Below are 24,233 nucleotides of genomic sequence, written 5' to 3' on the forward strand. Positions count from 1 at the left end.
TTTGAATTCGTTTACCCAGTCTTTTCAATATCAAAAACTTTTTGTACAATATAAAAGACATAGTTCCTAAATGGAATAGGGGGATTTATAGAATGAATTTACAAAACTTTTTTAAAGTACAAGATGAAGCAAATAAACTATTAGTTATGGATAAAACTCTTAATGATTATAGGTTAACTGCTAGAAAACTGTTATCTCTTCATGTTAAATTAAGTGATCTAGCAAATGAAACTAAGTGTTTTAGATACTGGGAGGAAGAGGATAATTCCCCTTCTAAGGACGCTATTATGACAAAGTATATTGATTGCTTAAGTCACATATTAACTATAGGATTGGATAAAAATTATTCTGACTTAAAAGAAGTTGATTTAAACCCTAATGATGATTGCTTAAGTGATCAGTTTTTAAATCTATTTATAGATTTAAATGACATAATTATTTCTCCCTCAAAGGATCACTATCAAACATTGTTTGAAGATTTTATGAGTCTAGGAATCAGCTTAGGTTATTCTGAAAGTATTATTGATGATAAATATCACTCAAAAATGCACTCATTTATTTCTACTAAATAGAATTAAAGTTAACGGCTAAGAGAAAAGATACTTTTTAATTTCTCTTAGCTTTAATTATATTAATTTTTATTTTGAGAAATACTACTCTAGAGGTGATATTATGATAGGTGTTTTAATTTCTATACTTGCTGGAGTAGCTATGTCTTTTCAAGGAGTATTTAATACAAAACTTTCCGAAAAAATAGGTCTTTGGGAAACTAATACCTTTGTTCAAGGAAGTGCTTTTATTGTTACGTTAATAATCACATATTTTTTTGGTAAAGGAAGTTTTAAAGATATAACCACAGCTAAAAAAATATATCTTTTAGGTGGAATTTTAGGTGTAGTAATTATCTTCACAGTTATGATGGGAATTAAAAGTTTAGGTACTACCTGCTCAATTGCCATTATATTAGTTGCTCAATTAACAGCCGCCGCTCTTATAGATGCGTTTGGTTTATTTGATACTGACAAAATAACATTTGGAGTTAATGAGATAATAGGTATTATTCTAATGATTATAGGTATAGTTATTTTTAAATGGAAATTTTAATTAAGGGGTTATAGATGGATACTTTAAAAAATATTAAATTTCTTACCGCACTTACTTTAAATAATATAAAAACATACAGAACTAAACCGTATCTTACCAACAGTCAAGAAATCGAAGAAAATTCTATATATTGGTATGGTCATGCAACTACAATTATAAATATTGAAGGAAAGCTCATTTTAACTGATCCAGTTATCACTAAAAATTTGGGATACTTTAAACGACAAGCAGAAATTCCTATGGATATTACTAATTTAAAATTTGATTATATTCTTTTATCCCATGGTCATATGGATCATTTGAATTTCTCCTCTTTAAAAAGACTTAATAAGGATGCTATAATAATAGTCCCAAAAGGCTATAAAAGATTAATAAGTCTTTTGGGTTATAAAAATGTTCATGTAATTCGCCATAATGAAACATATAAAGATTCTTATTTAACTATAAAATCTTTTGAAGCTAATCATGATGGGAGAAGATATTATCTTGGAATAGATAATGAAAGCCATTCATTTTTAATTAGTGGTAAAACTAAAAAAGTTTTCTTTGCAGGAGATACTGCCTATACAGAGGCTTTTAAAGGAATTTCTTCTGATGTTGCACTATTACCTGTTGGGTGTTATAAACCAGAGAGATTTTCTAAGATGCATTGTAATCCTGAAGAGAGTTATAAGATCTTTAAAATGATGGATTGTCCATTAATGATTCCTATACACTATAAAACTTTTATTTTATCTTTAGAAAATTTTGATGAGACTATTACCTCTTTAAAATCATTAAATGATAATACTATTAATGTACTTCATATTGGAGAAGTCTCAAAATTTTAAAGCAGCTTAGGCTGCTTTTTATTTATAGTATCTAATTTGGTGGAATATAAATATACTATATAGTGTATTAATTTAAAGGAGTTATTAATGTTTTCTTTAAAGAACAAATTAGATCCTCAACTTAAACAAGTTTATACTTCACCTTTATATAAAAGCTTCAGAGTCATAATAAAGTGCAAAAACTTTTTAAAAGATATTGAAAAAAAACTTAATAGTTATAAATGTACTCATATAGGCTCAATTTCGTCTGAAAAACTTATCTTTGCTGAAGTTAATAAAAGAGGTCTCGATAGACTTCTTGAATTTCCTGAAGTATCATCTATACATTTTGATGAGTTTTGTCATATATGTGGTGGTATGTCCGTTTCCACAGCCAATAGAGTAAACTTTCCAGATAAATATAGATTAACTGGAAGGGGTGTATCTATTGGTATTATAGATACAGGGGTTTATCCTCATACAGACCTAACGCTTCCTTGGAATAAGATTTCTGGATTTAAGGATTTTATAAATAACTATAATTATGCTTATGATGACAATGGACATGGAACTATGGTAGCTGGAATAATAAGTGGTAGCGGATATATGTCTAAAAATATTTTTAAAGGTATAGCAGAAAATTCATCACTTTATGTTTATAAGTCATTTGATGCAAAAGGGAAAGGTTATATTTCTGATATACTATTGGCTATAGATGATGTTATTAATAAGAAATCTGAAACTAACATAAAACTATTATCTCTACCATTTGAATACTTAGGGAACAACCCCTTAATTTTAGACTTATTTTCAAAATTTTTCTCAAGATGTATTAACAATAATATAGTTCCTATAGTTCCTTCTGGAAGCCTACCCAATATTAGTCAAAGTATAATTGGTTTTAGTAGATTAGATAATTGTATAACGGTCGGTGGGATAGATACCACAAAAGATTTAAAACCTTATACCTATTCTTCCTGTGGTTTTATAGGAAAAACACTTAAGCCTGATTTATCGGCGGCTGCTAAAGATATTTTATCCTTAAATACTGAAGTCTCTTATATACCAGAAAAATCCGGAATAAAGATCTATCCACCTAAACTTGAAAAGTCATACTTAACATTTAGCGGAACTTCTTGCTCTTGTGCTTATATTACCGGAGTTTGTGCGCTTATATTTGAAAATAATCCAAACCTCTCTTTTAGTGACTTATTATCGCTCCTAAAACTATCTTGCGAGGAACTCCCTTATGATAAACCTCTTGGAGGTGAAGGGTATATTAACTTATCTAAGATAATGAATTAAAAAATCCACCGATTATGTCGGTGGATTTTCTTAATCTATGTACTTTATAGGATTTATAGCACTACCATTTACCTTTAATTCAAAGTGCAAATGTGGACCTGTGCTTCTTCCAGTATTACCAATCTTCGCTATGATATCCCCTCTTTTTACCTCTTGGCCTTCTTTAGCTAATAATTTACTACAATGAGCATATAAAGTTTGTATTCCATTTCCATGCTCTATGGTAATAACATTACCATAAGAACTACTATAATATGCTTCTATTACTTTTCCATCCAATGCAGCTTTTATAGGATCCCCTATGTTTCCTGCAATATCTATTCCTTTATGTACCTTTCCCCATCTAGCTCCATAGTTTGATGTAATACTCCCTCTGGATGGATTCTCTAAAAATGCTACTCCACCTGCAATAGGATCTTTTACCCCTTTATAAACTATGTTATCTTTAGGCTCCACTATAACTTTTTCAGATATATTTTTCTCATTTATCTTCTTACCATTTGAATATTTTATCTCCTTTAATACTTCTTTTTCACCTGCTACGCCTTCTTGATTTTTACTTTGCCCTAAATATATTTCGTTTGTAGATAATATTGTTGTTTTTGGCATTATAGTTTCTTTAAAAGTTTCATTTAATGTAATATCTATATTTAAAATAGGTTTATCTCCTTTATTAGTTTCATATAGTCTTTCAACAATAATTTCTAATGGATCTAAAGAAGATATATTAACCGTCTCTTTTTTAAGTTCTATGCTTCCATTTATATTTACAGATAAAACATTGTCTTTATCAACATTTATATCTTTTAAGTATTTTCCCACTAATGAATTTAGTGCGCTCTTTTTTTCTTCTTCCGATGATATATATCCAAATTCAATACCATTTATAATTAATCTATTAGTATTAACTGTACCTTCTAGACTCTTAAGTACATTTTTTTTAACTTCTACATCATTAGTTATTGTAGTTTCGCTTTTATTAATTTTTTTGAAGCTTAACTTATATTTTTTTATATTAATGGTTGGGTATTGATCTACAAGCCCATTAGCTATACTTTTAATAGACTCTTTAAAATCTTTTTTATTATCTACATATCCTATAAGTCTGTTACTTATATATGCAGAATAATTTAAATTATTTTTACTATATGCTCTATATGTGATTATTCCTATAGATGTTGTGAGCATAATTACAATAAAACATATATATATCACAACCCTTTTCAGTATAATATTTTCCTTATTACAATTTTTCAGACTATCTTCCATGCAATTTCCTCATTTACTTTAATTTTGAAATACAAATACTACTATTCCCGAAATTAAAAATACTATACATTTTTTTATACTGAATTAAGTTGTTAGATGTTTTCTGCTTTGTTATAATGATTTTACACTTATGAGTGTTATTAAATTTATGGGGAAGGTGTAAATAAATATATGAGTACTTTTATGCTAAAAAATTCACCTGTTACCTTTACTCCTATTAGTAATATTTTTATTGAAAAACATATGCCAAAAGCGCGAGGAGAATTTGTTAAAGTTTATATATTAATGCTTAAATATATTTTATCTGGAGAGCTTGGAGTAAGTTCTTCTATAATAGCCTCTAAACTTAATCTTTTAGAGTCAGATATTATGAATGCTTTTTATTATTGGCAAGATGAAGGATTACTAAAAATAGTTCCTATAGACAAAATGGGTAACTACAGTATTGAGTTTTCTACTTTATCAGAGGAAATAGAAGAAACAAATCCTAAGCTCAGTCTATTAGAAGCTTTAAATTCTAGTGGAACTAAAGATATGCTTAAGGATATAGAAAAACTTATAGGAAGACCTCTGTCTCCTAAAGAAATGTCTTCATATTTAGGTTGGCAAAAAGATTTTGGTTTTTCATCAGAACTTATTTTGCTTCTAATTGAATACTGTGTATCTAAAGGAAAAAAAGATTCCAGGTATATTGAAAAAGTTGCTCTTGCTTGGAACGATAACAATATTAAAACTATAGAAGCAGCTCAAAGCTATATAACTAAATCCGAGGACAAATGGGTAAAAATAAGAAGTATTCTTTCTTATTTGGGAATTAAAAATACAGATATTATGAAACCTCAAGAGGAGCTTTTAGATAAGTGGATTACTAAATACAATTATTCTCTAGAAGTTATATATAAAGCTGTACAAATTTGTTTTGATAGATTAGGACGCTCTGATTTTAAATATATTGATGGAATATTATCTAAATGGTATGGAAGTAATCTTAAAACCCTTAAAGACATAGAACAGAGTGAGGCTAACTATAAAGCTACTAACTCAAATAAAACCAAGTATACTCAAAAAAATGAAAAACCTAAGCTTAGGTTTGATAATTTTCAAGGAAGAAATTATGATTATGATTCCTTAGAAAAAAAATTATTAGGATGGGATAATGATGATTAAAGGATATAGGTCAGAAGTTTTATCTCTCTATGAGTTAATAAGAGAAAGAGAATCTAATGCCCTTAAAACTAGAAAAAAAGAAATTCAAGAGCTTCATCCAGAAATTATAGCTATAGACCAAGAAATAGGAAAACTATCTTTGAGTCTTTCTATGAATATTTTAAAAAATCATGATGATATAGCTCCAGTAATTACAAACTTAAAGAATAAAATAATGGATTTAAGAGCTAAAAAATATGAAATGCTTGTTCAAAACGGTTATCCTCAAAATTACTTAAATATACGTTATACATGTAGTAAATGTAAAGATACCGGTTATATAGGAATTGAACAATGCGAATGCTATAAACGTAAACTTATTGAAGTATATTATAAAAACTCCGAGTTATCTGATACTGTTAGAAATAATAATTTTGATAACTTCGATTTATCTTTATTTTCTTCCCATAGAGTTGGCGATGAAAAATTTTCGCCTAGAAAAAATATGGAAAGTATATTTCAAGATATAATAACCAGGTATATGCCCTCTTTTAAACATCATAATGAAAATCTATTGTTTTATGGAGATCCAGGTACAGGCAAAACGTACTTAACCAACTGTATAGCAAGAGAACTTTTAGATAGCGGAATTTTAGTTGTTTATAGAACAGCTGATGAGCTTATCAAAAATCTTAGGGAAGTTAGATTTGATAATAATAAAATCTTAGAAGAATTGCTTATTAACTGTGATTTGCTTATTATAGATGATTTAGGAACTGAACAAATAACAGAATTCTCTATAGCCGAGTTATTTAACTTATTAAATGTCAAACTATTAAGGAAGAAAAAGATGATAATATCAACAAATCTTACCTTAACTGATATAACAAAAACCTATACTGAAAGAATAGGCTCTAGGCTTATAGGAAATTTCAAACTTCATAAATTTTATGGAGATGATATTAGAGTACAAATTAATTTAAAGAAAAATAGAAGCTAGAATATTTAATTCTGGCTTCTATTTTTATAATTAATTATCTCATATTTATTTTTAATATAAAAAAAGCTTTAGTTTTAACTAAAGCTTTTTTGTGGCGACTCAGAAGGGGCTCGAACCCTCGACCTCCGGCGTGACAGGCCGGCACTCTAACCAACTGAGCTACTGAGCCATATTTATTTGGTGGGCACAACAGGGATCGAACCTGTGACCCCCTGCTTGTAAGGCAGGTGCTCTCCCAGCTGAGCTATGCGCCCAAATAAAAAATGGTGACCCCTAGGGGAATCGAACCCCTGTTACCACCGTGAAAGGGTGGTGTCTTGACCGCTTGACCAAGGGGCCATAATAAATATAATTTTAAGTAAAAGTGGCGACTCAGAAGGGGCTCGAACCCTCGACCTCCGGCGTGACAGGCCGGCACTCTAACCAACTGAGCTACTGAGCCATAATTTATTTGGTGGGCACAACAGGGATCGAACCTGTGACCCCCTGCTTGTAAGGCAGGTGCTCTCCCAGCTGAGCTATGCGCCCAAATAAAAAAATGGTGACCCCTAGGGGAATCGAACCCCTGTTACCACCGTGAAAGGGTGGTGTCTTGACCGCTTGACCAAGGGGCCATAATAAGTATTATGAAAAAAATGGAGCTGGCAATAGGAATCGAACCTACAACCTGCTGATTACAAGTCAGCTGCTCTACCGTTGAGCCATGCCAGCGTAAATGGCGACTCAGAAGGGGCTCGAACCCTCGACCTCCGGCGTGACAGGCCGGCACTCTAACCAACTGAGCTACTGAGCCATATTTATTTGGTGGGCACAACAGGGATCGAACCTGTGACCCCCTGCTTGTAAGGCAGGTGCTCTCCCAGCTGAGCTATGCGCCCAAATAAAAAATGGTGACCCCTAGGGGAATCGAACCCCTGTTACCACCGTGAAAGGGTGGTGTCTTGACCGCTTGACCAAGGGGCCATAATTATTTAATCTATTGTCGCCTTATCTTGCGACCCGACAATGAATATGATACCTAAAATTGATAATAGTGTCAACACTTTTTTTATTTTTTTTTAAATACTGCCTTAAATATTGATTTTATCTTAATTATAAACACAATTCTAATAAAACTTTTAAAAAAGCTATCATTTTTTGATAGCTTTTTTATATTATTTACTATGGTCTTTTGAATTCTCGTAATGACCTATCTTTTCTCCATCTATTACTCCAATTTCAGCACCATTTTTAGGATTCATTTTTCTTAATTCTGCGTTAGACTTTTCTCTATCTTTTCTTCTGTTTTTATTATTATCCATTAGACTTTCTCCTTTTCTTATCCAAGAGCTACTAATGCACAGCCTTCGATAGCTATAATACCATTATCTTTGCAGTAGCTTAAAATTTCTCTACTTTCTGCTCCTGGTTGTATTAGTATATATTTTATACCTAAAGCTTTTGCTTCTTCTATAAATTTTATTCCACTTAGAGGGTTTATACATAAATCTATAACATCAATTTTATATGGTACTTCTCCCAATGTTTTATAAATATTTTCTCCACCTTTAGGATGGACACCTTCAGTATTATACCCTCTTGAAATTAACTTGCTCAGTATTTTACTAGCATACTTCTCTTTATTTAATGTGTCACCTATTACAACCCAATTTTTGTATTTTAATAATTCTGTAGCATTCATAAAAAAATCTCCTTTTTTAATTCTATAATTTTATTATAATAAATTTCATTATTTATTAATATATGATACCATTAATTCTATTTATATAAAATTTATTATAAATATAAGCTCTAGTTATATTATTTCAATAATGATACAATTTATTTATTCCAATATAGTGAAGGAGGTTTCCTAATGATTCATCATAATATGCTCGTAGTTGGTGGTGGTGCATCAGGATTAATGAGTGCAATACTTTTAAAAGATTTTGGGTTAGATGTAGCAATTGTTGAAGGTACAGACAGAGTCGGAAAAAAGATTTTAACTACTGGTAATGGTAGGTGTAATATATCAAATAATAATATAGATTACCCCTTTTCAGGTTATTACAGTGATACTGAGAATTTTTTTATTGAAGCTTTAAATAAATTTTCTGTAGAAGATACCTTAAACTTTTTTTCATTTTTAGGATTACCTATTGTTGAATTAGAAAAAGGTAAACTTTATCCACAGTCTCTTCAGGCTTCTTCCGTTGTGGATATTTTTCGTTTAGCTTTAGAGGATAGAAAAATCCCTGTGTATAACTCCTGTAAAATTAAATCTATCCACAAACGCAAAAAATTTATTTTATCCACAGATAATGCTGATTTGAGTGAGTTTTCTTGTGATAAACTTATTTTATCTTGCGGAGGAAAATCTGCTGAAAAAACAGGCTCAGATGGTTCTGGTTATAAACTTGCTAAAGAATTAGGCCATAGCATAATAAAACCGCTTCCTGCTATAGTACAATTAAAGCTTAACTATCCTAGTTTAAAAGCTTTGTCTGGCATTAAGTTTGATGCTCTTGCTTCAATTTTAGTTGATGATATTGTCATAAGAAGTGATTTTGGAGAGGTACTTTTTACTGATTACGGCATCTCTGGTCCACCGATCCTTCAGCTTTCTCATATTGCATCTAAATCCTTAGAGAATGATAAGAAAGTTAGCGTAGTTGTAGATTTATTTCCTAATAAATCTAAAGAAGATATTGAAAATTTTATATATGGTCATTTTAGTATGTTTTCTCATAGAAAAGTTATAGATTCTCTCATAGGCGTTCTGAATAAAAAATTAATTCCTATATTCCTAAAAGAAGCTAAAGTAAATGATTTACATAAACCAGTCTATGATTTAACTTGGTCAGAAAAATCAAATATTATTTCTCTAATGAAAAAGTGGCAATTTTCTTGCGTTGGGACAAATGGATTTAACAATGCTCAGGTTACATCAGGTGGAATAAATACTTCTGAAGTTAACAGTTCAACTTTGGAGTCTAAAATCATTGATAACTTATATTTTACTGGGGAAATTTTAGATGTTCATGGAGATTGCGGCGGATTTAATTTACAATGGGCTTGGAGCTCAGCCTATACAGTTGCAACTGCATTAAAAAACTAGCAAAAGATGAAATTCTTTTGCTAGTTTTTTCTCCAAAAAGTATTTATAAGAGTAATATCTCTTCCCTCATCATCTTGAATTAAATGACGAATTTTCATTACTCCATTTTCTTCATTATGAACTGAACATTTAGTTTTTACCATATGTCCATAAGTGATTTCTTTAGAATATATAATACTAATATTATCTAATTCATATTCATCAACTATCTCATCAGGAATAACCTCTAGAGCCCATTCAACATACTTAGTGTTATTTACATGTTTGTTAGAATCTATATCACTACGTCTTACATAAAACTCTCTAAAATATTGATCTTCTTCCAGTTTTTCTGGATCTACTATTGTTGGATTATCCTTTATTTCATCCGCACATCCATAAGCTTCATACAAGTCCCTTGGTATTCTAGCAGGTCTTCTTTTAGCTAAATCTATTAGAAAGAAAAGGCTCTTTCCTTCACCTATAATCTTATCGGCTTCATCTAATATTGTATAATCTCTAAAGGCATAAAACTTTTTAAAGCCTATTGGATCTGTTATTATTTTTATTTTTTCCCCATATCTAGGGTATCTTTTCATATTTATATTGTATTTATAAAATACCCATGTTAAGTTTCTTCCAGTTAAGGAATCAACCCCTACCCCAAGTTCTTCCGATTGCTGCATACCTATATCACAGAAAAAGTCTAATATAGAAGTTATTTTACATTTTAAACTATTATCTAAATTATAATAATTTATTTCATATTGTTTTTCAAAAACTCTCCCCATAACGATCTCCCTTAAACCTATTTTAATAAACAAAAAGGCTTAACAAGTTTAACTTGTTAGCCTTTAATTATGTCTATTTATTTAATGCTTCTAATAAATTTTCAACATTTAATCCATGTACCATAGCCGCTTCTTCTAAAGTTTCTGCTTGAGCTGATGGGCATCCTACACAACCCATTCCAAAACTCATAAGTACATCTACTTTATCTGGATTTTCCCTTACTACTTGACCTATTGTCATGTCTTTAGTTACCATAATATACCACCCTCACTTTTATCATTTTATTTAACATAAAGAAATTATATATCTTTGTTAAAAGAAAGTCAAGTAAAATGGTCGGATTTAACTTGTAACAAACATATTTACCTAAACTATTGTAAATACTAACTAAAGACAACATTAAAAGGAGCAATACTATGAATAAGAAAAACATACTAATTAATTTATTAATCTATAACTTAGTACTTTTATTAATAATATTATTCTCTAAAACTCCCTTATTAATTATTTTAATAAAGAAACTCTTAATAGCTATATTTCTACCTATAGTCATAGGCGCTTTTTTATATTATTTAATAAGACCACTAAGAAATATATTTTTGAAGAAAGGTTTTAAAATAAGGTTTTCAATTTTTCTATCATTACTTATATCATGTTTAGTATTTGCATTATTAGTATCATCAATATCAAGAAGCCTTGTAAATCAAGTTTATTTACTTATAGATAGAGTAAGTTACTCTATTAAAAACTTTGATTTAACTAAATTTAACGATATTAATGCTTGGTTGGAAAACTACATAGATATTGATAATATAAAATCCTCTTTACTTCAGCAAAGCCAAAATTATATATATAAAATAGGAAGTATATTCAAGATTGTACTTGACTTTGGTTGGAATCTATTTGCTAATGTAATCTTATTTTTATTAATAACTTATCATCTTTTGAAAGATGATAAAAAATTCAAAAAATCTTTAAGTAATCTTCCATTTATAAAAAATCATTCAAAAGCTGAAACAATTATAAATAAGGCTGATGATGCTTTATTTAGTTACATAACAGGTCAGGCATCTGTTGCATTTTGCCTTGCAGTATTAGTTTTTATAGGTTACTGGATTTTAAATTTTCCTGGGAAATTAATATTTGCTATATCAACATTTATTTTAGCTTTTATACCATTTTTAGGATTCTTTATTTCTATGATAATACCCTATATAATAGCTCTTACTCTAGGCATTCCAATGATTATTAAATTAACTATTGTTTTTATGATAGCTCAAACCATAAAGGGCAGATTCGTAGTTCCATTAATTATGTCTAGAGCTATGAAGATTCACCCACTTACAGACATATTTTTAGTTATAGGTGCTGCTACTCTCTTTGGCATACCTGGCGCATTTTTAGTGGTTCCTATTTATGCTATATTAAAAATTATATGGGAAAATAGAGAAATTGATTTAGATAAATCATAAAATAAAATTAGCTGTATAAAGCAATTTTCCTTTGCTTTATACAGCTAATTAATTAGATTTCGCCTACTCTTATAGTTTGATCTCTCTTTGGACCTACTCCAACTATAGAAACCTTAGTTCCTGTAGCTTCTTCTATTCTTTTTAAATATACCTTTGCATTTTCTGGTAATTCTTCATAACTTCTTGCATCAGCTACAGAATCATCCCATCCATCAAATTCTTCGTATATAGGTTCACACTTAGCTAAATCTTCTAAAGATGCTGGGAAATAATCTATTACTTTATCTTCAAATTTATATCCTACACACATTTTTATTTTTTTAAGTCCTGCTAAAGTATCTATCTTTGTTATACAAAGAGAAGTTAATCCAGATACCCTTACAGTTGTTTTTAATATTACAAGATCTAACCATCCGCATCTTCTTGATCTTCCAGTATTAACTCCATACTCATGGCCTTTTTCTCTTATCCATTCTCCTACTTCATTATCTAATTCTGTTGGGAATGGTCCTTTGCCAACTCTTGTTGTATATGCTTTTGCAATACCTACTGCATTAGTTACCATATTAGGTCCAATACCAACACCACTAGCAACTCCACAAGCTGTAGTATTTGATGACGTAACATATGGATAAGTACCATAATCTATATCAAGTAACATTCCTTGAGCACCTTCAAATAAAACATTTTTATCAGCCTTTATTTCATTATAAACTCTAACTGATGTATCTTGTACATATGGTCTTAGTCTTTCTGCAGCACTTAAATATTCTGAAGCTATTTCTTCAAAATTTAATTCTTCTCCACCTAAAACCTTAGTTATATAAGGATTCTTAGCTTCTATATTTTGTTGTAATTTATCTTTAAATAAGGCTTCGCTCATAAGATCACATATTCTTATTCCGCATCTTTCAAATTTATCTGTATAACATGGGCCTATACCTCTACCAGTTGTACCTATGTCATTTTTTCCTCTTGATTTTTCTTTTAATTTATCTAAAACTTTATGATATGGCATTATAACATGAGCTCTATCACTTATTATAAGTTTCTCTGGAGTAACCTTAACTCCTTCTCTCTCAAGATAATCTATCTCTTCAAATAGAGCTATAGGATCTACAACAACACCATTACCTATTACATTCAACTTATCATCGTGTAATATACCTGATGGAATCAAACGAAGTTTATATTGTCTATCCTCAACTTCTACTGTATGTCCTGCGTTGTTTCCTCCTTGGAATCTAACTACTACATCTGCTTCTTCTGCTAGGTAATCTGTCATTTTACCTTTTCCTTCGTCTCCCCATTGAGCACCTAATACAACAAATGCTGACATATAAATTTCCTCCTTAAATGTGCTAATGTATAATATTAGCTTTATTTCATCTATTTAAAATATGTCTTTAATCATAAAACCCCTAAGTAAAGTAGAGAGTTTTATCTTAGTATTCACTATTGGGAAAAATTTATAAGTATTAAACTTGTCCCCTATACAATACTATCAAAGTAAATTCTTAAGGTCAATAAATTAGCGAATATTTATATTCATATGTTTATAAAAATTCGTGAAACTATCGGCTTTTGCTATATAAATAATAAAGAGTGTATAGCTTCAACCACTATTTATTATAATTATCTTTTGAAATAACGTAAATTTTGTTTATAATATACTTAAATAATAAATATGTCGAAGAGGTGTTTTATGAACATATATGAAGAGTCTTTAAAATTTCATAAAGAAAAAAAAGGTAAACTTGAAATAATCTCAAGAGTAAAAATAGAAAACTCTAAGGACTTAAGTTTAGCTTATACTCCCGGTGTCGCTGAACCATGTAAAGAGATACATAAAGATCCATCCACTGCTTATGAATATACTAGAAAGTGGAACACTATTGCTGTAATCTCAGATGGAACTGCTGTTTTAGGATTAGGTGATATAGGCCCCTTAGCTTCCTTGCCTGTTATGGAAGGTAAAAGTATCCTGTTTAAAGAATTTGGAAATGTAGATGCTTTCCCAATAGTTTTAGATACCAAAAATGTAGATGAAATAGTAGATACAATTGTAAGAATATCACCTTCATTAGGAGGAATAAATTTAGAAGATATTTCTGCTCCACGATGTTTTGAAATTGAAAAAAGATTAAAAGAAAAGCTAGATATTCCAGTATTTCATGACGACCAACATGGAACTGCTATAGTTACCTTAGCTGGTTTATTGAATGCTTTAAAAATAGTAAAAAAAGATCTTAAGGATTTAAAAATAGTAATGAATGGCGCCGGTGCAGCTGGAACTGCTATATGTAAATTATTACTTTCTTCTGGTGTTAAAAACATTATTGTTTGTAATAGAGATGGGGCTATACATAGAAATATGACTTTCAAAAACTCATCTGTTGAAGAATTAGCACAAATAACAAACCCTAATAATGAGTCAGGATCTTTAGAGGATGTTATTAAAAACTCTGATGTATTTATAGGTGTTTCTGCCCCAAATTCAGTTTCTAAAGATATGGTCAAATCTATGGCAAAAGATTCTATCATTTTTGCTATGGCAAACCCTATACCAGAAATTTTCCCAGAAGACGCTAAAGAAGCTGGCGCAAGAGTAATAGGTACTGGTCGTTCTGACTTCCCTAATCAAGTAAATAACGTATTAGCTTTTCCAGGGATATTTAGAGGCGCTCTTGATGTTAGAGCAAAAGATATAAATGAAGAAATGAAAGTTGCCGCTGCTTATGCTATAGCTAATGCTATTTCAGAAGATGAACTGAATGAGGATTATATTATCCCGAAATCTTTCGATAAAACAGTTCAAAATAAAGTTGCAGAAGCCGTAAAAAAAGCTGCTATAGAAAGTGGTATATCACGTATATAACCTTCAAAAGGATATCTTAACTTTAAGATATCCTTTTATAAACTCTATTTTTTCCCTTTAGTATTTATTCTTCCTGCTTGTTTTCCTGCATTTCCATTATTATTAAACCCATTAATAGCATTAGCTGATTGTTCACTTTTATCTTTTAACGATTGATTTTCTGGATTAACACTTCTATTCTTAGCCAAACATATCACTCCTTTAATTTAATTCTCTAATAGTTTTTCCTAAACATATTTGTATATGCAAAAAAATCTAGGTATGCCCAGTACCTAGATTCTTCTAACAAAAGTAATATTAAGAGGAGTTTTACTTTGTTACTAATATGTGTGCTTGTCAGTTCTAAATTCAGTAATAATCACCTCTTTCCCTGATAATGATTATCACTTGCTATGAATATAGTATATCTTATGATTATATTCTTGTCAATCACTTCTTTTATATTATTTTTAAACTTTTATGATAAATTTTATTGAACTTACTTTTTATACTTTTATAAAACAAAAAACCTAGGTATGCCCAGTACCTAGGTTTTTCCTAACAAAAGTAATATTAAGAGGAGTTTTACTTTGTTACTAATATGTGTGTTTGCCAGTTCTAAATTCAAGAATAATTATTTACTTGATAATGATTATCACTATCTTTAAATATAGTATATTTTATATTTCTATATCTGTCAATAGATTTATTAAAAACTTTTATTACTAATATTATGCTCTTGTTTTAAGTTTTATATACTACTCCAATAACATTACAGTATCATGATTTAATTACATCCATAAAATAAAGTTGTAATAGGAAAGGAGGCTTCATTTATGAGAGATCTACTTTCTACAAAGTCTACTTATTCAATGACATCTAGAGAGTTTTTTGATGTATTATGGGAAAAAGTTTACCTTAATGAAGATTTTAAAATCTTAGAAAATGAAAAAAACTTTAAGACTCATGTTTTAGAAACCTCTAAAGAATTTATTGTTTATGCTGATATTCCTGGTGTGGATAAGCAAGATTTAACTATTACTTACGAAAATAACTTTTTAGTTATCGCTATAAAGAGAGCGGAAGCTGATACAACATCAACCGATACTCTTTTTAATGAGAGATATTATGGTGAAACCAGAAGAATGTTCTATGTGCCTGATATAAAAATCGAAACTATTCGTTATACTTTAGAAAAAGGTGAATTAGCTTTAAGTTTACAAAAGAACCTAAAAAAGAGTGATTAAATTTTTTAGTCACTCTTTTTTAAGTATTCCCTTGGAATATAGCCTGTATACTTCTTAAAATTTAGAGAAAAACTTCTATAATCAGTATATCCCACTTCATTTGCTATTTCATTTATGCTCTTACCAGTCTTCATCAATTCAATTGCCTTTTTCATTCTTAGTTTTGTTATATACTCTGTAAAACTCATTCCTTTATGTTTTTTAAAACTTCTACTTAAATAACTTTCATTTAAATACACCTCTTTTGCAACAATTCCTAAAGATATATTTTTATTATAATTTTTTTGTATATATATAAGTGCTTTCTCCATAGATGTATCCTCAAGCTTAGAACTTTTTTCTCTTAACTTCTCTATAACCTCTAGTAAATAACTTTTTAAAAACTTTATTATATCCTCTAGGTATTTACTGTTATAAATATCCGATTTTTCTTCTATATTTATATCTATCTTATAATTTTCCATTTCTTCTTTAAATGAAATAATTATTTGCATAACCATATTTATTACAGTGGCTTTATTTAAGTTTACATCTTTGAAATATGCTGAGAGTTTATCAACGTATAATATTACTTTATCTTTCTTTTTGGCATTAACTGATAGAACTATGTCCTCTATTATTTGTGAAGCTATTTTTCTATCAAAGCTCTTATTTGCCTGTAGCTTATTTTTAATTATCAATCTTTTATTGAGATTAAATCTATTATCAAGCAGTTCTTTACTTTTATCATATAAGCCTTTTATATTTTCCACCTTATCATATTGAGTTAGAGCTACAGAAATAACAGTTTTATATTTATTTTCTGTTTCATATTTTAAACTTAATATACTATTTTCTAAATCAATGTCTGCCTTTTTAAATATAACTACAATCCTATGCTGATGTGCCTCTATTACATAGCCTTTTTCTTTAAATATATCTTTAAATCTATTTTTTAAATGATCTATAATACTGTAATTAACATTACTCTGCAAACTCTTAGCATAATAATCATAATAGTCATTTTCTATCAATGCAATTTTCACTTCATCTTGATTATCCCAAAAATTATAGATCTCAGTAATTTTTCTTTGTCCTCTTATTACCTCAAGCAGCATCTTTTCTCTAGATATTATACTATTACTTTTTTCTTCCTTAATTACTTCTACTGCCTTTTTTATTGCATTTATAAGTTCTTCATAATCTATAGGTTTTAAAATAAAATCTAATGCATTAATTTTAATAGCTCTTCTAGCATATTGAAAATCATCATACCCAGTAATTATAATAAATTTACTACTTGGTAAATATTTTTTTATTTCCTGGGACATAGAGATTCCATCTATCCCAGGCATGTTTATATCCGTTATAATTAACTCTGGCTTATATACTTTTGCTACCTCAATGGCTTTTAACGCATTATCTGCTTCACCACATATTTCACATTCCAGGTTATTCCAAGGTATTGTTCTTTTCATCCCTTCTCTTGCATAATACTCATCATCAACTATTAGGGTTTTTATCATTATTAACACCACCGTCTTTAGGAATTATTATTAAAGCCTCTGTTAATCCATTTATATTACTATAGGTTACTCCATAATCCTTTCCATAATAAATTTTTATTCTCTTGTTTACATTACTTATCCCAATTCCTTCTCCATTATGTTTACTTTGCCCAAACCCTATTCCGTCATCTATTATTTTAAATATTAATAAGTTATCTTTAATAAAACCTTTTATTATTAATTTACCTGAATCTATCTTAGGTTCAAGCCCATGTATTATTGCATTCTCTACTAGAGGCTGCAGTATTAATTTTAATATTTTTAGATTTAAGATCTCTTCACTTACTTCTATTGATATGCTAAGTTTATCTCTGTATCTATTTTTTTGTATCTTTAAATAATTGTTTATCTGCTCTATCTCTTGCTTAACTTCAACTATTTCCCCAGTATTGCTTATACTATATCTAAAAAACTTACTAAGTGCATTAGTCATATCTTCTACTTCATTGTTTAATCCTAATCTAGCCATCCAACTTATAGAATTAAGTGCATTATAGAGGAAATGAGGGTTTATTTGAGCCTTTAAAGCTTTAAACTCTGTTTGTTGAATTAATATTTGTTTTTTATAATCCTCTTCTATTAATCTATTTATTTCTTTTATCATATTATTAAATCTTTTTACTAATAGGCCTGTTTCGTCATTACTATTAAAATCTACATAAACATCTCTATTTCCTAATTCAACTTCTTTCATCTGTAATGATATCTCATGAATTGGTTTAGATATCTTATTAGAAAGTATTCTTGATAAAACATAACCAATTATTGCAACGAATAAAATTATAATCATAAATATTTCAATATTCTTAAAGGCTTCTGTAAAGAAATAATTAGATGGTATAGTTTGAATAACTTTTACATTATTGCTTTTAGAAGTAGTATAGTATGCCTTATATTTTTCATTATTTATAGTAATACTTAGATCCCCGCTTTCTTTATTCATTTTTTTTAAATACTCTTCATTAAATCTAAATCCTGTTTGATTCTTAAGCAATTTATCAGTTATTATATAGCCCTTTTCATCTAATAAATAAATATTACTATCCTCTACAAAAGATATATTATTTAATATATTATCGTAATAACTATCATAGATATCTGCAACTACATACCCTATTATTTCTCCATTATCCTTATTTTTTATAGCCTCTCCTATTACCATTACTATATCCTGAGCATTTTCACCATCTACTCTTCTATGTATCTGTTTGACTACCTTCCCTTCATTTTTAGCTAATGTATCAAAAAAGTTCCCTCTTTCATCACTATATATAGGTTTATAATAATTAGTTGTAGAAAATCTACTCATGCCATTTTTATTAACTATATGTATGGGTATTTTCAAAGCTTGTGCAGCTGTTATACCATTTATTATAGTATACATTTTTTGTGTATCTTCAAACCTTTCATTCCTGTCAACGTATTCATCGTTTTTATTTGCTATTTTTCTTACTTCTTCATTTTGAGCTATAAAATTTACTATATTAAAGAAATTATTCATGTTATCATCTAACAAATTTGCTGTTAACTTTATATTACTTTCAGTATACTTTTCTATACTTTTAGTTGAATATCTTACTTCAAATATAAAATTATATATAGCAAGTATCAGTAATGGTATTACCCCAACAATTAAAAAAGTAGTCTGTAGTTTTTTTCTAAAAGTTTGATTTTTCACAGCATATACTCTCCTTGCATATATATTATTTCTATACCAATAAACGACAGACACTTGTCCGTCGTTTATCTTATTCCTCTATTTCACTAGCTTTTATTATATTATCATTTAAAATTATTTCATTTAAGATTCTAGTACCATCCATATATTTAGGTAGTCTAATGGTATATAGGCATGTGTGGAGCTTTTCATTTTGAAAATAAGTATCCTCTTCTTCATTTATAGAAAACTCTATGTTTTTTATAAGAATATTTTTATAATTAAAGTATTCCTCAAGAAATTGTAGTAGCTTTTTTTTATCAAGAAAATGTATCTCTATCTTTGTAACACCTGCCTGAGATATAAATTTATTTTGAAATCTCTTAAGAATTACAAGTATTAAAACTATAGCTACCCCTGAAAATATACTTATTTCATAATACCCCATTCCTATAGCTAAACCTACACATGCTACCACCCAAAGAGTAGCCGCCGTAGTTAGCCCTTTTATAGAACCTTTTGTATGGAGTATTGTACCTGCACCTAAAAATCCTACCCCACTTATCACTTGAGCTCCTAATCTCCCGTAGTCTACCTTTATTACCTGAGCTAGCTCAGGTCTATCAGAAATCATTTTAATAGCCTCATTTGCCATATTAATCTGAATTAATGATATTATAGCTGCACCTACACACACAAGAATGTGTGTCCTAAATCCCGCTGGGCTATTTCTAAAAGCTCTCTCATATCCTATAGCCCCTCCTATTAATATAGCTAAGCTTAATCTTAAAATGATCTCAATAGTTGACATTATCACCTCAACCCCTCTTGATTATTGTCTTTTATTATATTTAATATTTCTAAAGAATATGAACGTTGTCAGATATAAAGTCTAACATTATATCTTGTCCTACATCAAATACATCCTTACCTTGAGGATTATTATCTTCTACCATTACTACTTTTTCTCCAACTTTAACTCTATAATCTTGGAATGCTCCCATAAATGTAGAATCTACTATATTCCCAGATATTTTACCCTTATGACCAATTTTTATAGCTTCAGGTCTTAAAATAATTTTACATATATCTCCGACTTCTTTGCTACCATTATATTTTAATTCTAATATATTTCCCTCTATATCAAGCTTAATTTTCTCATCTTTTTTCTCTAATATTTTCCCATTTAAAAAGTTAGCCTCTCCTATGAAGTCTGCAACAAACTCTGATGCTGGTTTATAATATATCTCCTTGGGTGTTCCTACTTGTTCAATAACCCCTTTATTCATTATTATTATTCTATCTGATAAACTCATAGCTTCTGATTGGTCATGAGTTACATATATAGCTGTAATCTTAACTTTTTTCTGTATCTTTCTTATTTCTGTTCTCATGTATACCCTTAATTTAGCATCAAGGTTTGATAAAGGTTCATCAAATAGAAGTACTCCAGGCTCCATAACTAAAGCTCTAGCTAAAGCCACTCTTTGCTGTTGTCCACCTGATAATTGATTTGGATATCTTAATTCCATCCCTTCAAGTCCTACTAAATTTATTATATCATTTACTCTGTTTTTTATTTCCTCTTTTGATATCTTTTTTAATTTTAATCCATATGCTACATTATCATATATATTTAAATGAGGAAATAAAGCATAGCTTTGGAATACCATGGCTGTATCCCTTTTATCTGGAGTTAAATCATTTATAACATCTCCTCCTAGATATATTTCTCCATCTGTTGGCACTTCAAACCCAGCTATCATTCTAAGTATAGTGGTCTTTCCACATCCTGAAGGCCCCAAAAGAGTAACAAACTCTCCTGCATTAATATCTACAGAGACATTATCTACTGCCTTAAATTCTGATTTTTTTTCATGAGTTATATATATCTTAGTTATATCTTTTATATTTACACCTTTACTTCTTTGCATATCTCTCACCCCTATTAGTTATATAATATTACTTTCTGTTTTACTTACTCCGAACTTACCTAAAACAAAATACATTATAGCTATTGCTGCATAAACTATAATTATTAATATTGTTGAAAATGCCGATGCAACTCCAAACCTACCATTATCAACCTGAGATAATATAGATGCTGTAAGCAATTGATATTTAGGAGTTACTAAAAATATAACTGCACTTACAGCTGTCATACTTCTAACAAATGTATATACTAACCCACTAAAAAATGCAGATTTTATTAATGGTAAAGTAACTGAAGTAAATACTTTAGTTGTACTAGCGCCTAAGTCTTGAGCAGCTTCCTCTATTGCAGGATCTATTTGCTGAAGTGCAGTGACTCCTGATCTTACACCTACAGGAATACTTCTAACTATAAATGCTATTACTATTATTAAAGCTGTCCCCGTTAATATAAGGGGCTTAGTATTATATGCACTTATATAACCTAATCCTAAAACAGTTCCTGGTACAGCCATAGCTAGTAGTGATGTAAATTCTATAAAACCTTTTCCCCAGAATTTCTTTCTTACTATAAGGAATGCTATAACCATTCCTAATATACCTGTTATAGGGGTAGCCCATAAAGATAGAATTGTTGTATCTTTAAGCGACTTCATTCCTAAATCAAATACATACTTAAAATGATTTAATGTAAATGAATAATCTATTCCCATTACTTTAAAGAAGCCACCTAATGGTATTAATAAGTAAAATGAAAATACAAATATGGATACTAATAAACAAAATACATCTATGGGCCATACTATATGATTTTCTTTAATTAGATCCCTCTCTCTTGATGCCTTACCTGTTACTGTAACGTAGGACTTTTTCTCTAGCCAGAATTTTTCAACTACAAACAATAAAATGGATAAACAAAGTAATACTACTGCTATAGCAGCTCCTCCTGCCATATCATAATTTCCTATTGCCTGCATATATATTTTTGTTGCCAAGGTTGAAAAATTTCCTCCTATAACCATAGGATTAGAAAAGTCTGCAACAACCTCTATAAAAGTTAATAAAAATGCATTTGCAAGTCCTGGCAGCATAAGTGGTAGCGTAACTGTCCTAAAGGTTTTCCATCTAGAGGCTCCCATATTTCTTGCAGCTTCTTCTAAAGATGGATCTATTCTATTTAATAATCCTATAAGTAAAAGATAAGCTACTGGAAAAAATGTCATGGTTTGAACCATAACTACTCCCTTAAATCCGTATATATTAAAATTAGTTATACCAAGGAGTTGCCTTGTCACTAATCCAAATTGTCCAAATAACATTATAGCTGATAAAGCTAATACAAACGGTGGTGATATTACTGGTAATATAGATACTATTTTAAATAATCTTTTAAAATGTGAACGCATATAAGCATCCGCGTAAGCAAATATAAAGCCTATTAATGTTGCTAATATTCCCACTGTAGTTCCTAATAATAATGTGTTTAAAAATGTCTTTCTAAAGTCAATATCTCTTAATACCTTTAAATATGCATTCATAGAAAATCCCTGATTTTCTATAAAGCTTACTTTTAATACTGAATATAATGGGTATATTATAAATATTGATAATGTAATTATTAAAAATATTATAGTTGTTAAAAGCATTGGATCTCTCCAAATCTTTTTCATATCATTTATTTCATGTTTCATCCGAATTTTTCGCGAACTAAAACCCATTTTTACCACTCCTATATAAAATTATTTTATAATAGAGGGGATAAAACCCCTCTATTAATAATTTATTTTATTGCTTGATTCCATTTTTCAACTAAAGCACTTCTATTTTTACCTGCCCAGTCTAAATCATAGTCAATTAATTTTGTGTCTTTGATTTCATTTGCTAACTCTGGTGCTACAGCTTTTTCATTTGTTAAGAATTGATAGGAACCTACAGTTTTTCCAAGCTCTTGAACCTCTTTTGTTAATACGTAATCTATAAACATCTTAGCAGCCTCTTGATCTGGACCACCTTTAAGAATTGCTGTTGAACCGATCTCATAGCCGGTACCTTCTACAGGTGCTGTTAATACTAAATCCTTCATGCCTTCTTCTCTATATTTAATTCCATCATGTAAAAATGATATCCCAACCATTACTTCACCTTGTCCAGCCATTCTAGCTGGAGCAGTTCCTGATTTTTCATAAGACTTAATATTAGCATTTAACTCCTTCATGTATTTTAATCCCTCTTCTTCGCCCATTAACTGTATCATTGTTGCTAACATTGTATAAGCAGTTCCTGAAGATCCTGGATTAGCTATAGATACTTGTCCCTTAAATTCTGGTTTTAATAAATCTTTCCATGAAGTTGGTGCTTTAACACCCTTTTCCTCTAATAACTTCTCGTTAGACGCAAACCCTAAATACCCAACATATATTCCTGTCCAAGCTCCGTCTTTATCCTTATATTTATCTGGTATATCCGATGCATTTTTAGATATATAATTCTCAAGCAACCCCTCTTCCTTTGCTTGAACAAATGCATCTGCTGGTCCCCCATACCATATTGACGCTTTTGGATTATCCTTTTCTGCTCTTATTCTTCCTAAGATTTCTCCAGAAGACATTCTAACAGCTTCAGCCTGAACCCCTGTTTCTTTTTTAAATTCTTCTACAACCTTTACCATGTGATCTTCCATTAATCCGCAGTAAATTGTTAATTTTAAGTCCTTCTTGCCATCAGCACTTGAGTCATCCTTCTTACCGCATGCTGTAATAGCTCCAGCTAACATTAATGTACTTAGTGTTAAAGCAAATATTCTTCTTTTTTTCATTAATGAACCCCTCCAACTCATTTTTATTACAAGATTATTTTACAGTAAACAATTTCATTTTTGTTTATTAAGGTAATAATTTCATACATATAGGTAAAAATTTATTACATACCAAGCTGTAACCCGCATAAACACTATATATAGTTATATATATAACTACTTTTCTATTTTTCTATTTAACTTCTTTTCTACTTTTCTATTTAAG

23 protein-coding genes and 10 tRNA genes are annotated in these 24,233 nt (G+C 29.5%); 10 read left to right on the top strand and 23 right to left on the bottom strand.

Annotated features, from left to right (window positions below; all coding sequences use genetic code 11):
- Positions 1-92 precede the first annotated feature (92 nt).
- The 4 genes from P8F83_RS18355 (at position 93) to P8F83_RS18370 (ending at position 3,218) form a co-directional block, all read left to right on the top strand.
- Positions 93-572: a dUTP diphosphatase gene (locus P8F83_RS18355; protein ID WP_326512207.1), complete on the top strand. Its 480-nt coding sequence runs from the start codon at positions 93-95 to the stop codon at positions 570-572.
- Positions 573-672: 100 nt separating this feature from the next.
- Positions 673-1,104, top strand: a complete 432-nt coding sequence (locus P8F83_RS18360) for a DMT family transporter (protein WP_021804043.1) — start codon at positions 673-675, stop codon at positions 1,102-1,104.
- A gap of 14 nt (positions 1,105-1,118) precedes the next feature.
- A complete protein-coding gene (locus P8F83_RS18365; RefSeq protein WP_326512208.1) occupies positions 1,119-1,934 on the top strand; it encodes an MBL fold metallo-hydrolase in 816 nt (271 codons plus the stop codon).
- A gap of 87 nt (positions 1,935-2,021) precedes the next feature.
- Complete coding sequence (locus P8F83_RS18370; RefSeq protein ID WP_326512209.1) at positions 2,022-3,218, top strand: S8 family serine peptidase; 1,197 nt, start codon at positions 2,022-2,024, stop codon at positions 3,216-3,218.
- Between the two features lie 30 nt (positions 3,219-3,248).
- Here the strand turns inward: P8F83_RS18370 and P8F83_RS18375 are convergent, their stop codons facing one another.
- Positions 3,249-4,406: a peptidoglycan DD-metalloendopeptidase family protein gene (locus P8F83_RS18375; protein ID WP_326512210.1), complete on the bottom strand. Its 1,158-nt coding sequence runs from the start codon at positions 4,404-4,406 to the stop codon at positions 3,249-3,251.
- Positions 4,407-4,658: 252 nt separating this feature from the next.
- Here P8F83_RS18375 and P8F83_RS18380 point away from each other — a divergent pair, with 252 nt between their 5' ends.
- Positions 4,659-5,654 carry a DnaD domain protein gene (locus P8F83_RS18380; protein WP_073021223.1) on the top strand — a complete coding sequence of 332 codons (996 nt, stop codon included), beginning with the start codon at positions 4,659-4,661 and terminating at the stop codon, positions 5,652-5,654.
- The gene (locus P8F83_RS18385; protein ID WP_326514860.1) at positions 5,647-6,633 is read left to right on the top strand and encodes an ATP-binding protein; all 987 of its coding nucleotides are present in this window, start codon (positions 5,647-5,649) and stop codon (positions 6,631-6,633) included. The genes P8F83_RS18380 and P8F83_RS18385 overlap by 8 nt, the downstream gene beginning before the upstream one ends.
- A 92-nt stretch (positions 6,634-6,725) precedes the next feature.
- Here P8F83_RS18385 and P8F83_RS18390 read toward each other — a convergent pair.
- The 12 genes from P8F83_RS18390 to P8F83_RS18445 all read right to left on the bottom strand — a co-directional run bounded on the left by P8F83_RS18390 (position 6,726) and on the right by P8F83_RS18445 (position 8,314).
- Positions 6,726-6,802: transfer RNA gene (locus tag P8F83_RS18390), tRNA-Asp, on the bottom strand.
- Between the two features lie 9 nt (positions 6,803-6,811).
- Positions 6,812-6,887 (bottom strand) — tRNA-Val (locus P8F83_RS18395).
- Between the two features lie 10 nt (positions 6,888-6,897).
- Positions 6,898-6,972: transfer RNA gene (locus P8F83_RS18400), tRNA-Glu, on the bottom strand.
- 26 nt (positions 6,973-6,998) lie between these two features.
- Positions 6,999-7,075: transfer RNA gene (locus P8F83_RS18405), tRNA-Asp, on the bottom strand.
- 10 nt (positions 7,076-7,085) lie between these two features.
- Positions 7,086-7,161, bottom strand: a tRNA-Val gene (locus tag P8F83_RS18410).
- A gap of 11 nt (positions 7,162-7,172) precedes the next feature.
- Positions 7,173-7,247: transfer RNA gene (locus tag P8F83_RS18415), tRNA-Glu, on the bottom strand.
- Between the two features lie 22 nt (positions 7,248-7,269).
- Positions 7,270-7,344: transfer RNA gene (locus tag P8F83_RS18420), tRNA-Thr, on the bottom strand.
- 5 nt (positions 7,345-7,349) lie between these two features.
- Positions 7,350-7,426, bottom strand: a tRNA-Asp gene (locus P8F83_RS18425).
- Positions 7,427-7,435: 9 nt separating this feature from the next.
- Positions 7,436-7,511, bottom strand: a tRNA-Val gene (locus tag P8F83_RS18430).
- Positions 7,512-7,521: 10 nt separating this feature from the next.
- Positions 7,522-7,596, bottom strand: a tRNA-Glu gene (locus tag P8F83_RS18435).
- 191 nt (positions 7,597-7,787) lie between these two features.
- Entirely contained in the window at positions 7,788-7,934 is a 147-nt protein-coding gene (locus P8F83_RS18440) for a hypothetical protein (RefSeq protein WP_326512211.1), read from the bottom strand.
- Between the two features lie 17 nt (positions 7,935-7,951).
- Positions 7,952-8,314 (bottom strand): CoA-binding protein, encoded by a 363-nt coding sequence (locus P8F83_RS18445; RefSeq protein ID WP_326512212.1) that lies wholly within the window; start codon positions 8,312-8,314, stop codon positions 7,952-7,954.
- A gap of 174 nt (positions 8,315-8,488) precedes the next feature.
- Between P8F83_RS18445 and P8F83_RS18450 the strand changes: the two genes are divergently transcribed.
- Complete coding sequence (locus P8F83_RS18450) at positions 8,489-9,730, top strand: BaiN/RdsA family NAD(P)/FAD-dependent oxidoreductase (RefSeq protein WP_326512213.1); 1,242 nt, start codon at positions 8,489-8,491, stop codon at positions 9,728-9,730.
- A gap of 20 nt (positions 9,731-9,750) precedes the next feature.
- Here P8F83_RS18450 and P8F83_RS18455 read toward each other — a convergent pair whose 3' ends face one another.
- Together P8F83_RS18455 and P8F83_RS18460 are read right to left on the bottom strand one after the other, a co-directional pair.
- Positions 9,751-10,500 (bottom strand): acyl-[acyl-carrier-protein] thioesterase, encoded by a 750-nt coding sequence (locus P8F83_RS18455; RefSeq protein WP_326512214.1) that lies wholly within the window; start codon positions 10,498-10,500, stop codon positions 9,751-9,753.
- A 73-nt stretch (positions 10,501-10,573) separates the two neighbouring features.
- A complete protein-coding gene (locus P8F83_RS18460; RefSeq protein WP_021804033.1) occupies positions 10,574-10,756 on the bottom strand; it encodes a DUF1858 domain-containing protein in 183 nt (60 codons plus the stop codon).
- A 161-nt stretch (positions 10,757-10,917) separates the two neighbouring features.
- Between P8F83_RS18460 and P8F83_RS18465 the strand changes: the two genes are divergently transcribed.
- Positions 10,918-11,973 carry an AI-2E family transporter gene (locus P8F83_RS18465; protein ID WP_326512215.1) on the top strand — a complete coding sequence of 352 codons (1,056 nt, stop codon included), beginning with the start codon at positions 10,918-10,920 and terminating at the stop codon, positions 11,971-11,973.
- A gap of 52 nt (positions 11,974-12,025) precedes the next feature.
- Here the strand turns inward: P8F83_RS18465 and P8F83_RS18470 are convergent, their stop codons facing one another.
- The gene (locus P8F83_RS18470; RefSeq protein WP_326512216.1) at positions 12,026-13,312 is read right to left on the bottom strand and encodes an adenylosuccinate synthase; all 1,287 of its coding nucleotides are present in this window, start codon (positions 13,310-13,312) and stop codon (positions 12,026-12,028) included.
- A gap of 366 nt (positions 13,313-13,678) precedes the next feature.
- Between P8F83_RS18470 and P8F83_RS18475 the strand changes: the two genes are divergently transcribed.
- A complete protein-coding gene (locus P8F83_RS18475; RefSeq protein ID WP_315115606.1) occupies positions 13,679-14,851 on the top strand; it encodes an NAD(P)-dependent malic enzyme in 1,173 nt (390 codons plus the stop codon).
- Positions 14,852-14,895: 44 nt separating this feature from the next.
- Here P8F83_RS18475 and P8F83_RS18480 read toward each other — a convergent pair whose 3' ends face one another.
- A complete protein-coding gene (locus P8F83_RS18480) occupies positions 14,896-15,039 on the bottom strand; it encodes a hypothetical protein (protein ID WP_238907101.1) in 144 nt (47 codons plus the stop codon).
- Between the two features lie 627 nt (positions 15,040-15,666).
- Here P8F83_RS18480 and P8F83_RS18485 point away from each other — a divergent pair.
- Positions 15,667-16,077 carry an Hsp20 family protein gene (locus tag P8F83_RS18485; protein ID WP_238907102.1) on the top strand — a complete coding sequence of 137 codons (411 nt, stop codon included), beginning with the start codon at positions 15,667-15,669 and terminating at the stop codon, positions 16,075-16,077.
- 5 nt (positions 16,078-16,082) lie between these two features.
- Here P8F83_RS18485 and P8F83_RS18490 read toward each other — a convergent pair whose 3' ends face one another.
- The 6 genes from P8F83_RS18490 to P8F83_RS18515 form a co-directional block, all read right to left on the bottom strand.
- The gene (locus tag P8F83_RS18490; RefSeq protein ID WP_326512217.1) at positions 16,083-17,582 is read right to left on the bottom strand and encodes a response regulator transcription factor; all 1,500 of its coding nucleotides are present in this window, start codon (positions 17,580-17,582) and stop codon (positions 16,083-16,085) included.
- Entirely contained in the window at positions 17,560-19,302 is a 1,743-nt protein-coding gene (locus P8F83_RS18495) for a sensor histidine kinase (protein ID WP_326512218.1), read from the bottom strand. The genes P8F83_RS18490 and P8F83_RS18495 overlap by 23 nt, the downstream gene beginning before the upstream one ends.
- A 70-nt stretch (positions 19,303-19,372) precedes the next feature.
- Complete coding sequence (locus P8F83_RS18500; protein WP_021804025.1) at positions 19,373-20,092, bottom strand: MgtC/SapB family protein; 720 nt, start codon at positions 20,090-20,092, stop codon at positions 19,373-19,375.
- A gap of 49 nt (positions 20,093-20,141) precedes the next feature.
- Positions 20,142-21,215, bottom strand: a complete 1,074-nt coding sequence (locus P8F83_RS18505; RefSeq protein ID WP_326512219.1) for an ABC transporter ATP-binding protein — start codon at positions 21,213-21,215, stop codon at positions 20,142-20,144.
- Positions 21,216-21,233: 18 nt separating this feature from the next.
- A complete protein-coding gene (locus tag P8F83_RS18510; protein ID WP_326512220.1) occupies positions 21,234-22,904 on the bottom strand; it encodes an ABC transporter permease in 1,671 nt (556 codons plus the stop codon).
- An 89-nt stretch (positions 22,905-22,993) separates the two neighbouring features.
- On the bottom strand, positions 22,994-24,028 hold the full coding sequence (locus P8F83_RS18515) for an ABC transporter substrate-binding protein (protein WP_326512221.1): 1,035 nt from the start codon (positions 24,026-24,028) through the stop codon (positions 22,994-22,996).
- Between the last annotated feature and the right edge of the window lie 205 nt (positions 24,029-24,233).

Source organism: Clostridium intestinale (genome assembly GCF_035905475.1).
GTDB lineage: Bacteria > Bacillota > Clostridia > Clostridiales > Clostridiaceae > Clostridium_T > Clostridium_T intestinale.

What these genes read in the sequence shown, in the direction of transcription:
- P8F83_RS18370 (WP_326512209.1), top strand. Translation starts at nt 2,022, where the DNA reads ATGTTTTCTTTAAAGAACAAATTAGATCCTCAACTTAAACAAGTTTAT.
- P8F83_RS18510 (WP_326512220.1), bottom strand. Translation starts at nt 22,904, where the DNA reads ATGAAACATGAAATAAATGATATGAAAAAGATTTGGAGAGATCCAATG.
- P8F83_RS18365 (WP_326512208.1), top strand. Translation starts at nt 1,119, where the DNA reads ATGGATACTTTAAAAAATATTAAATTTCTTACCGCACTTACTTTAAAT.
- P8F83_RS18460 (WP_021804033.1), bottom strand. Translation starts at nt 10,756, where the DNA reads ATGGTAACTAAAGACATGACAATAGGTCAAGTAGTAAGGGAAAATCCA.
- P8F83_RS18385 (WP_326514860.1), top strand. Translation starts at nt 5,647, where the DNA reads ATGATTAAAGGATATAGGTCAGAAGTTTTATCTCTCTATGAGTTAATA.
- P8F83_RS18505 (WP_326512219.1), bottom strand. Translation starts at nt 21,215, where the DNA reads ATGCAAAGAAGTAAAGGTGTAAATATAAAAGATATAACTAAGATATAT.
- P8F83_RS18465 (WP_326512215.1), top strand. Translation starts at nt 10,918, where the DNA reads ATGAATAAGAAAAACATACTAATTAATTTATTAATCTATAACTTAGTA.
- P8F83_RS18500 (WP_021804025.1), bottom strand. Translation starts at nt 20,092, where the DNA reads ATGTCAACTATTGAGATCATTTTAAGATTAAGCTTAGCTATATTAATA.
- P8F83_RS18355 (WP_326512207.1), top strand. Translation starts at nt 93, where the DNA reads ATGAATTTACAAAACTTTTTTAAAGTACAAGATGAAGCAAATAAACTA.
- P8F83_RS18485 (WP_238907102.1), top strand. Translation starts at nt 15,667, where the DNA reads ATGAGAGATCTACTTTCTACAAAGTCTACTTATTCAATGACATCTAGA.
- P8F83_RS18440 (WP_326512211.1), bottom strand. Translation starts at nt 7,934, where the DNA reads ATGGATAATAATAAAAACAGAAGAAAAGATAGAGAAAAGTCTAACGCA.
- P8F83_RS18515 (WP_326512221.1), bottom strand. Translation starts at nt 24,028, where the DNA reads ATGAAAAAAAGAAGAATATTTGCTTTAACACTAAGTACATTAATGTTA.
- P8F83_RS18475 (WP_315115606.1), top strand. Translation starts at nt 13,679, where the DNA reads ATGAACATATATGAAGAGTCTTTAAAATTTCATAAAGAAAAAAAAGGT.
- P8F83_RS18490 (WP_326512217.1), bottom strand. Translation starts at nt 17,582, where the DNA reads ATGATAAAAACCCTAATAGTTGATGATGAGTATTATGCAAGAGAAGGG.
- P8F83_RS18380 (WP_073021223.1), top strand. Translation starts at nt 4,659, where the DNA reads ATGAGTACTTTTATGCTAAAAAATTCACCTGTTACCTTTACTCCTATT.
- P8F83_RS18375 (WP_326512210.1), bottom strand. Translation starts at nt 4,406, where the DNA reads ATGCTCACAACATCTATAGGAATAATCACATATAGAGCATATAGTAAA.
- P8F83_RS18455 (WP_326512214.1), bottom strand. Translation starts at nt 10,500, where the DNA reads ATGGGGAGAGTTTTTGAAAAACAATATGAAATAAATTATTATAATTTA.
- P8F83_RS18470 (WP_326512216.1), bottom strand. Translation starts at nt 13,312, where the DNA reads ATGTCAGCATTTGTTGTATTAGGTGCTCAATGGGGAGACGAAGGAAAA.
- P8F83_RS18445 (WP_326512212.1), bottom strand. Translation starts at nt 8,314, where the DNA reads ATGAATGCTACAGAATTATTAAAATACAAAAATTGGGTTGTAATAGGT.
- P8F83_RS18360 (WP_021804043.1), top strand. Translation starts at nt 673, where the DNA reads ATGATAGGTGTTTTAATTTCTATACTTGCTGGAGTAGCTATGTCTTTT.
- P8F83_RS18450 (WP_326512213.1), top strand. Translation starts at nt 8,489, where the DNA reads ATGATTCATCATAATATGCTCGTAGTTGGTGGTGGTGCATCAGGATTA.